Origin of the sequence: Plantibacter sp. Mn2098 (assembly GCF_049319745.1) — a bacterium.
In the GTDB taxonomy this organism is placed as follows: Bacteria; Actinomycetota; Actinomycetes; order Actinomycetales; family Microbacteriaceae; genus Plantibacter.
In genome coordinates this window covers 158,760-166,017 of record NZ_JBMOUH010000011.1, presented here as the reverse complement: position 1 = coordinate 166,017, position 7,258 = coordinate 158,760, and the positions used below count along the sequence as shown (strand labels likewise).

The 7,258-nt window shown below is 66.5% G+C and carries 9 protein-coding genes, 2 tRNA genes and 1 riboswitch; of the genes, 3 read left to right on the top strand and 8 right to left on the bottom strand.

Annotated elements, in window-relative coordinates:
• Positions 1-105 precede the first annotated feature (105 nt).
• A tRNA-Arg gene (locus ACL9RL_RS17415) sits at positions 106-178 on the bottom strand.
• 39 nt (positions 179-217) lie between these two features.
• Positions 218-442, bottom strand: a complete 225-nt coding sequence (locus tag ACL9RL_RS17410; protein WP_422781547.1) for an SCO4848 family membrane protein — start codon at positions 440-442, stop codon at positions 218-220.
• A gap of 74 nt (positions 443-516) precedes the next feature.
• On the opposite strand from ACL9RL_RS17410, the gene orn reads away from it, so the two are divergent.
• The 3 genes from orn (at position 517) to ACL9RL_RS17395 (ending at position 1,692) form a co-directional block, all read left to right on the top strand.
• Positions 517-1,137, top strand: coding sequence for an oligoribonuclease (gene orn, locus ACL9RL_RS17405; RefSeq protein WP_422781546.1), 621 nt, complete (start codon positions 517-519; stop codon positions 1,135-1,137).
• 48 nt (positions 1,138-1,185) lie between these two features.
• A tRNA-His gene (locus ACL9RL_RS17400) sits at positions 1,186-1,261 on the top strand.
• 80 nt (positions 1,262-1,341) lie between these two features.
• Positions 1,342-1,692, top strand: a complete 351-nt coding sequence (locus tag ACL9RL_RS17395) for a metallopeptidase family protein (protein ID WP_422781545.1) — start codon at positions 1,342-1,344, stop codon at positions 1,690-1,692.
• Positions 1,693-1,732: 40 nt separating this feature from the next.
• Here ACL9RL_RS17395 and ACL9RL_RS17390 read toward each other — a convergent pair whose 3' ends face one another.
• The 6 genes from ACL9RL_RS17390 to dinB all read right to left on the bottom strand — a co-directional run bounded on the left by ACL9RL_RS17390 (position 1,733) and on the right by dinB (position 7,145).
• Positions 1,733-2,368 (bottom strand): hypothetical protein, encoded by a 636-nt coding sequence (locus ACL9RL_RS17390; RefSeq protein WP_422781544.1) that lies wholly within the window; start codon positions 2,366-2,368, stop codon positions 1,733-1,735.
• The gene (locus tag ACL9RL_RS17385) at positions 2,365-3,165 is read right to left on the bottom strand and encodes an energy-coupling factor transporter transmembrane component T family protein (protein WP_422781543.1); all 801 of its coding nucleotides are present in this window, start codon (positions 3,163-3,165) and stop codon (positions 2,365-2,367) included. The genes ACL9RL_RS17390 and ACL9RL_RS17385 overlap by 4 nt, the downstream gene beginning before the upstream one ends.
• Positions 3,162-4,664 (bottom strand): ABC transporter ATP-binding protein, encoded by a 1,503-nt coding sequence (locus ACL9RL_RS17380; RefSeq protein WP_422781542.1) that lies wholly within the window; start codon positions 4,662-4,664, stop codon positions 3,162-3,164. The genes ACL9RL_RS17385 and ACL9RL_RS17380 overlap by 4 nt, the downstream gene beginning before the upstream one ends.
• Before the next feature lie 3 nt (positions 4,665-4,667).
• Positions 4,668-5,297: an ECF transporter S component gene (locus ACL9RL_RS17375; protein WP_422781541.1), complete on the bottom strand. Its 630-nt coding sequence runs from the start codon at positions 5,295-5,297 to the stop codon at positions 4,668-4,670.
• 36 nt (positions 5,298-5,333) lie between these two features.
• A riboswitch (TPP riboswitch) is annotated at positions 5,334-5,442 on the bottom strand.
• Between the two features lie 46 nt (positions 5,443-5,488).
• Positions 5,489-5,818: a hypothetical protein gene (locus tag ACL9RL_RS17370; protein ID WP_422781540.1), complete on the bottom strand. Its 330-nt coding sequence runs from the start codon at positions 5,816-5,818 to the stop codon at positions 5,489-5,491.
• Positions 5,819-5,885: 67 nt separating this feature from the next.
• Positions 5,886-7,145 carry a DNA polymerase IV gene (gene dinB / locus ACL9RL_RS17365; RefSeq protein ID WP_422781539.1) on the bottom strand — a complete coding sequence of 420 codons (1,260 nt, stop codon included), beginning with the start codon at positions 7,143-7,145 and terminating at the stop codon, positions 5,886-5,888.
• Between the last annotated feature and the right edge of the window lie 113 nt (positions 7,146-7,258).

Genomic DNA, 7,258 nt, shown 5'->3' with positions numbered 1-7,258 from the left:
GCGACCAAGAGATGAGAAGGCACCTCTCGAACACCTGATTGTGCCCCCGGCAGGATTCGAACCTGCGACCAAGAGATGAGAAGGCACCTCTCGAACACCTGATTGTGCCCCCGGCAGGATTCGAACCTGCGACCAAGAGATTAGAAGGCTCCTGCTCTATCCCCTGAGCTACGGAGGCGGCGTGAACAGAATACCGTAGGCGACCAGTCGCCTCGGTTCAGATGCCGACTCCGAGGAGTCCGAGGACGCCGAAGACGAGCGAAACGAGTCCGACGACGAGCGCGATGGTGACGAGCACGACGTGCACGATCAGGAACGGCGTCGCCTTGCCTGCCGCATCCCTGGCGCGTTCATCGCGGGCGACACGCTTGAGGAATTGCGGCCACACGACCACGTTGAAGACGCCGTTCACGAGCAGCAGGATGGAGAGTGCGAGGATCACCGGTCCAGTGTAGTTCGCGCAGCGGGCGACACCCGGCGGACAGCGACGTCGGACCGCCTGAGTAGACTCAAGCCATGAGTACAGCTGGGGACCGCATGGTCTGGATCGACTGCGAAATGACCGGACTCGACCTCGAGGTCGACGAACTCGTCGAAATCGCGGTCGTCATCACCGACTTCGAATTGAACATCCTGGATCCCGGATTCTCGATCGTCATCAAGCCGGACGACTCCGCGCTGGCCAACATGGGCGAGTTCGTCACCAACATGCACACCACCTCCGGTCTCATCGAGGAGATCCCCAACGGCGTGAGCGTCGCGGAGGCCGAGTTCGAAGTGCTCGAATACATTCAGAAGTTCGTTCCGGAGGAATCCAAGGCGCCGCTCGCCGGCAACACGATCGGCACGGACCGCGCATTCATCGCGAGGTACATGCCGCGCCTCGATTCCCACCTGCACTACCGCAACGTCGACGTGTCCTCCATCAAGGAACTCGCTCGCCGTTGGTACCCGCGCGTCTACTTCAACGCACCGTCCAAGCACGGCGGACACCGCGCCCTCGCGGACATCCTGGAGTCGATCCGCGAGCTCGCGTACTACCGCAAGGCGGTGTTCGTCGAGGTCCCCGGACCAACATCCGATGAAGCAAAATCAGTTTCTGAGGCCGTCGTGAACATTTACGCTCCAAACATGTAATAGACTTCTTCAGGCGCTTGTACGAGAAACAATTCGAACAAGCACATGGTGGGTATAGCTCAGTTGGTAGAGCGCCTGGTTGTGGTCCAGGAGGTCGCGGGTTCAAGCCCCGTTACTCACCCCAATAGCTTCACGGAGCGCCATCCGGACCGGATGGCGAATCTCCATGCTCGACACGGTTCGATTGCAGTGAGCGGAGACGACATGCTCGAACTCGATTCCGACGCGTTCGAAGCCATCGTGGTCGCGGAACTCGACCTCCTCCCCGATGAGATGATCGACGGACTCGACAACGTCGTGTTCGTCGTCGAGGACCGGCCGGAGAACGGCACCCTCGACACCCTCGGGTTGTACGACGGTGTCGCCGTGACCGAACGGGACCGATACGGATTCGGCGAGATGCCGGACCGAATCATCGTCTACCGGGAGCCGCACCTCGACGTCTGCGCGACGCTCGAAGAGTTGCAGGACGAGATCCACACGACGCTCGTGCACGAGATCGGCCATTACTACGGGATCGACGACGCACGCCTCCACGAACTCGGCTGGGCGTAGTCAGAACACCCTGACGGTCGATACACGCTGGCGGTCGATGTCAGCGCGCAGCGAGCCACCGATCCCACGTCACGCCGTGGACGCCCGCTGACAGCGCCTCGAGCGCTCGCGCGAGCACCTCCTCCGAGGCCGCTCCCCCGTCCAGCACGACGTCGGCCAGGGCGTCCGGACGCTCCCGCGCGATGAACGCATCCTCCTGCACCGTCCAGGCCGGCCACCACTCGACGGTACCGTCGCGACGGCTCAGCCTGCCCTCCCGCATCGGTGGTGGAGCATCCAGCCAGATCGAGGAGGCGGCGAGCCTCGCTGAAGCCCGCGACAGTGCTCCGCAGCCCTCGACCACCAACGGGATCGACGGATCGACGACGTGCGCCTCGGCACGCTCAGACCGATGCCAGTCCCACCGACGCCACACGGCCGGCAACCCGGCCGACAACGGACGGAGCACCGATTCGGTGAGCAGGACGCTCCCCTCGTCCAGTCCGTCCCAACCCGGGTACAGGTCGTCCATGTGCACGACCGTCGAGTCCGTGAGCGCCCCAGCGACCGCTGCGGCCAGGCTCGTCTTGCCCGAACCGGAACGACCGTCGATCAGGAGCACCGGAGCACGCGTGGCACCCGCGGATCCCCACGCTCCCGACGCTCCCGCCGGCATCCCGTCCTGTCCCACCGTCATGACCCGATGAATCGGAACGAGCCCGAGACAACGGCCGTGCCGATCGCGAGGACCATGATCCCGACCGCGACCAGCACTGCGACGGCGTCTGCCGCACTGAGCGTGGACGATCTCGCCCAGGTGCGAGGAATGGACGAACCGAACCCTCTCGCCTCCATCGCGGTCGCCAATTTACTCCCCCGGCGGATCGCGAACACGAGCAGCACAAACGCCATCGACACGAATCTCCGGATGACGCCGTGGTCGCCGAGCCCTCTGGCCCGCCTGGCCAACGCCATGCTCCTCCAGTCCTCCACGAACAGACCGAGCATGCGCGCACCGGCGAGCGTCCCGAGCACAAATCGACTCGGAAGCCTGACGATCTGCGACAGCCCGTCGGCGAGGTCCGTCGGGTCGACGCGCGCGAACAGCAGGATGGTCGGCAAGCCGAGCGCGACCACCCTGACGGTCACGGCTATGGCGAGTTCGATGGAGCTGTCGGTGATCCTGATCACCCAGAACGACCAGTACTCGTGCCCGCCCGGCTTGCCGTACAACAGCATGCTGATCCCGCCGACCGGGGCGAAGAGCAGCACCGGCCACGCTCGGCGCAGAAACGCCCGCAGCGTGAGTCCAGCGAGCGGGAAGAGCATCGCCTCGAGCACCACCGCGACGGCCGCGCTCACCCAGTCGATCGTCACGAGCAGCGGGAGGGACAACAGGATGACGATGAACGCCTTCGTCACCGGGTTCACCCGGTCGAGCACAACCGGACGGCCATCCCTGGTTGCGACAGGAGCATTCGCCAGCGCCGTCATGCCGCAGCCTCCGCTCCGCGCATCGGTTCGTGCATCGGTTCGAGTGTCAGGACACGATCGCCCAGCAGATCGACGTAGGCCGCGTCGTGCGTGACGGAGATGACCGTCATGCCGGCATCGAGCTCGTCCTGCAGGAGTTCGACCAGCGAGATCCAGCTCCTCCGATCCTGCCCGAACGTGGGTTCATCGAGGATCATCACCTGCGGCCTCGCGGCGAGCACCGTCGCAACCGACAAACGGCGCTTCTGACCACCGGACAGGCTGAAGGGATTCGCACGGGCGAGCTTCGCGAGGTCCAGTCGTTCGAGCAGATCGTCGACACGGGCCTCGATCTCGGCAGGGGCCCAGCGCAATGCGCGCAGGGCCACAGCGAGTTCGTCGTGGACGGTGCTCGTGACGAACTGGTGCTCAGGGTCCTGGAACACCGTGCCGACCCGGGTGAGCAGTTCCCTCGACGTCCACGTGATCGGCCGGCGACCGCGGCGACCGGCGAGGGCCTCCGATGAGCGGACCTCGCCCGAATACTCCGGCAGGAGACCCGCCAGCGTCAAGGCGAGCGTCGACTTCCCGGCGCCGTTGGGTCCGACCACGACCGTCGATCGCCCGGTCTCGATGGCGACCTCCAGATGCTCCTGCACGGGAACACCCGCAGCACGCGCCGTCCGCGGAACCCGAGAGATCCCGAGGTCCTGCGCCAAGAGCGCGTGCGTCCCATCGCCTGGCCGCCCTCGGCGAGCGAGCCCGAGCGGGACTCCGGGAACCCACACGCCCGACGCTGCGAGCCGCGCGCCGACATCGTCGAGCACCGTTTCCGGCGAACCGTCCGCGAGTACACCGCCGTCCGGATCGAGGACGATGACCCGGGTGATGAGGTCACGCCACACGTCGACGCGGTGCTCGATGACGACGAGCGTCGAGGAACCGTCGCCGACGACCCGTTCAACCGCATCGCGCACCTCGAGGACCCCGGCCGGGTCGAGATTCGCCGTCGGCTCATCGAGAAGGAGCAGCGATGGCTGCATCGCGAGCACACCGGCCAGGGCCAGCCGCTGCTTCTGCCCGCCGGACATCGCCTGCGTCGGGTGATCGAGCGGCAGGTCGAGCCCGACCGCATCGAGGCTCGCCCGCACCCGTGCCCAGATCTCGTCCCTCGGGACGCCGAGATTCTCGCATCCGAATGCGACATCGTCGCCGACGCGCGCGAGGATGACCTGCGAATCGGGGTCCTGCAGAACCAGGCCCGCGCGGCCTCGGACCCGTTCGGGAGGCTCGCCGTCGATCAGGATCGAACCGGCGACCTCGCCCTCGTCCGAGCCGCCCAGGACACCGGCGAGGGCATGGATGAGGGTGGACTTGCCCGCCCCGGACGCGCCGAGGAGGAGCACCCGCTCCCCCGGTTCGATCGTGAACGTCAGATCGCGGGCGGCCCAGGCCTTCCGGCCGGCGTGTCGCCACCCCCAGCCGTCGACCTGGACCCGCGCCGCGATTCCGCGTGACACGATCTAGACCTCGTTCCGGGCATCCCGTCCAGCCGCGAACCGGCTGAGCGCCCCCGTTGACGCGAGCGCCTTCACAAGCGCCCACCCGAGCACACCCGCGAGGACGGCACCCGAGACGACCGTTGCGATGAGGTAGAAGGTGTTGAACTCCGCCGACTTCGCGAGGTTGCCGGAGGTGAAGAGTTCGAGCAGCCACTCCGCGAGTCCTGCGCCCGCGCCGGCGAGGATCGCCGGCAGCAGACCGAATCGACGGTACGCGAACGCCGCGAAGACGAGTTCCGCACCGAGCCCCTGTGCGAGGCCGGAGTAGACCGTGGAGATGCCCCACACGTTGCCGATGAGCGCGGAGACGACCGCGCCGATGAGTTCGACGAGGAGCGCAGCACCCGGCTTCCGGATGATGAGGCCGCCGAGGACCCCGCCGAGCAGCCAGACGCCGTTCGCGATGCCGCCGAAGCCGGGTGTCACCGCGTTGGCGCCCTCGTACCAGAGGTAGCCGATGGTGTTCCAAGCCCAGAAGATGAGCCCGGTTGCGACGCCGAGGACGGCGACCACGACGATGTCGACGACGCGCCACTTGAGAGTGCGGTTGTTGGCGTCGAGGCGTGCTGGTGTGTTGATCGATGCTGACACGTGACGTGCCCTTCCTGTTTTGGGAAAGAGGGCACGGGTAGTGAGAAATGGTCTCCCTGCGCTGGCATGATCCAGATCAGGTTTGACGGTCGAAGGCGGATACCTTCCTCTCAGCCCGGTTCACCGGACTCCCGTGATGTCACCGAGTATAGCTCTGGTGAACAGCGGGGAACGCTTCGCGCGTCCCTCCGCTACTTCTTGAGCGCCCGGATGATCCCGGAGAGCGCTTTGCCGCTTACCCAGATGAACGGGATGGCGACCGCGATGAGCGAGATCAGGTTCGGGTCGAAGCGCAGCCCGTCCCTGGTCTTGATGTACGCGCCGACCGGAACGGCGAGTCCGCCGCCGCCTCCGCCACCGGCTGCTTCATCGTCGCCGCCTTCGCTGCCGGCGCCGAAGCCGTAGTACGACAGCGCGACGGGGACGAACTTCACGCCGTCGACATCCTGCTGCTCGCCGTAGGCCGCCGTCACGCCGATGTTCTTGGCCTGTTCCGCAAGTTTCAACACGAGATTCGTCATGGTGCCACGCTACCCCGCGCACCCACGAGAACCAAGGTGCATCACGGCGGGTGACCAGCGTGGGCCCTCAGCGCTCCTGCAGGCCATCGCCCCGGCTGCCGAGTCCGCGTCGCCTCGGTTTGCCGAGCAGCGACGCGGGGGCGATGGCATGATCCCCGAACCGGCCGGCGACCTGATCCATCGTGGCCTCGGCATCCCGCCACTCCTCATCCGGGTCCCAGAGCCCGGCCGACCCGCCGGCATCCTCCGACAGTTGCTCGACCTTGACACCGATCAGACGGACGAGTTGTCCACGGCGGTCGAGTGCGTCGAACAGCGAGACCGCCTCCTCGTACAGCCGTCGGCCGACGTTCGTGGGGTCCGGGAGCGTCTTGGATCGCGACACGACCGAGAAGTCGGCGAAGCGCACCCGGATGCCAACCGTTCGCCCGGCGAATCCGCCGCGCCGAAGCCGCACCGCGACGAGGTTCGCGAGATTGAGGACCTCTCGTCGCAGCATTGCAGGATCGGCGATGTCGGTCTCGAACGTGACCTCGTGGCTGACGCTCTTCTCGCGCCGCACCGTGGTCACGGATCGGGGGTCGACACCGCTCGCGAGCTCGAGCAGTTTGCGTCCCGTGGCGTCCCCCACCGCGCGTTGCAACACCGAGAGCGGAGTGTCCGCCACCTCCCCGACCGTGCGGATGCCGCGGTTCAGGAGCTGCTCCTCCGTCTTGCCGCCGACACCCCAGAGCGCGCCCACCGGCAACGGCCGCAGGAAGGCGACGGTCTCATCCGCGGGCACCACGAGCAACCCGTCCGGCTTGGACAGACCGGATGCCAGCTTCGCCACGTACTTCGTGGCGGCGACCCCGACGGAGCACGGCAATCCGGTCTCGGCGAGCACCCGTTGCTTGATGATGCTCGCGATCTCCTTGGGTCGGCCCATGAGCCTGATAGCGCCTGAGACGTCGAGGAAGGCCTCGTCGATGCTGAGCGGCTCGACGAGCGGCGTGATCGATTCGAACACCTGCATCACCAGATCCGAGTACTTGCGGTACTCCCCGTGATGGGGCTCCAACACGATCGCCGTCGGGCAGAGCCGCAGCGCCTGGGACACCGGCATCGCCGCCTTGACGCCGTACCGCCTGGCCTCATAGCTGGCGGAGGTGACGACCGAGCGGCCTTCACGATGTCCGACGATGAGCGGGAGCCCGGCAAGTTCCGGTCGCTGCAAGAGCTCCACCGAGACGAAGAACGCGTCCATGTCGACGTGCAGGATGTGGGTGCCGCTGTCATCCGCGTCCGCGTGGGACACGCGCCGTGATGCACCGTCCTGCCGACTCATGACACCATTGTCTCAGCAGGGTCCGACATCGCCTCGCCGGCAGCGTGGCGTCCGATCCGGCCGAGCGGAATGAGCTGGCGCATCGTGCGTTGGAGTAAGCGACGAAAGGTGCG

What these genes read in the sequence shown, in the direction of transcription:
- ACL9RL_RS17390 (WP_422781544.1), bottom strand. Translation starts at nt 2,368, where the DNA reads ATGACGGTGGGACAGGACGGGATGCCGGCGGGAGCGTCGGGAGCGTGG.
- ACL9RL_RS17385 (WP_422781543.1), bottom strand. Translation starts at nt 3,165, where the DNA reads ATGACGGCGCTGGCGAATGCTCCTGTCGCAACCAGGGATGGCCGTCCG.
- dinB (WP_422781539.1), bottom strand. Translation starts at nt 7,145, where the DNA reads ATGAGTCGGCAGGACGGTGCATCACGGCGCGTGTCCCACGCGGACGCG.
- orn (WP_422781546.1), top strand. Translation starts at nt 517, where the DNA reads ATGAGTACAGCTGGGGACCGCATGGTCTGGATCGACTGCGAAATGACC.
- ACL9RL_RS17370 (WP_422781540.1), bottom strand. Translation starts at nt 5,818, where the DNA reads ATGACGAATCTCGTGTTGAAACTTGCGGAACAGGCCAAGAACATCGGC.
- ACL9RL_RS17395 (WP_422781545.1), top strand. Translation starts at nt 1,342, where the DNA reads ATGCTCGAACTCGATTCCGACGCGTTCGAAGCCATCGTGGTCGCGGAA.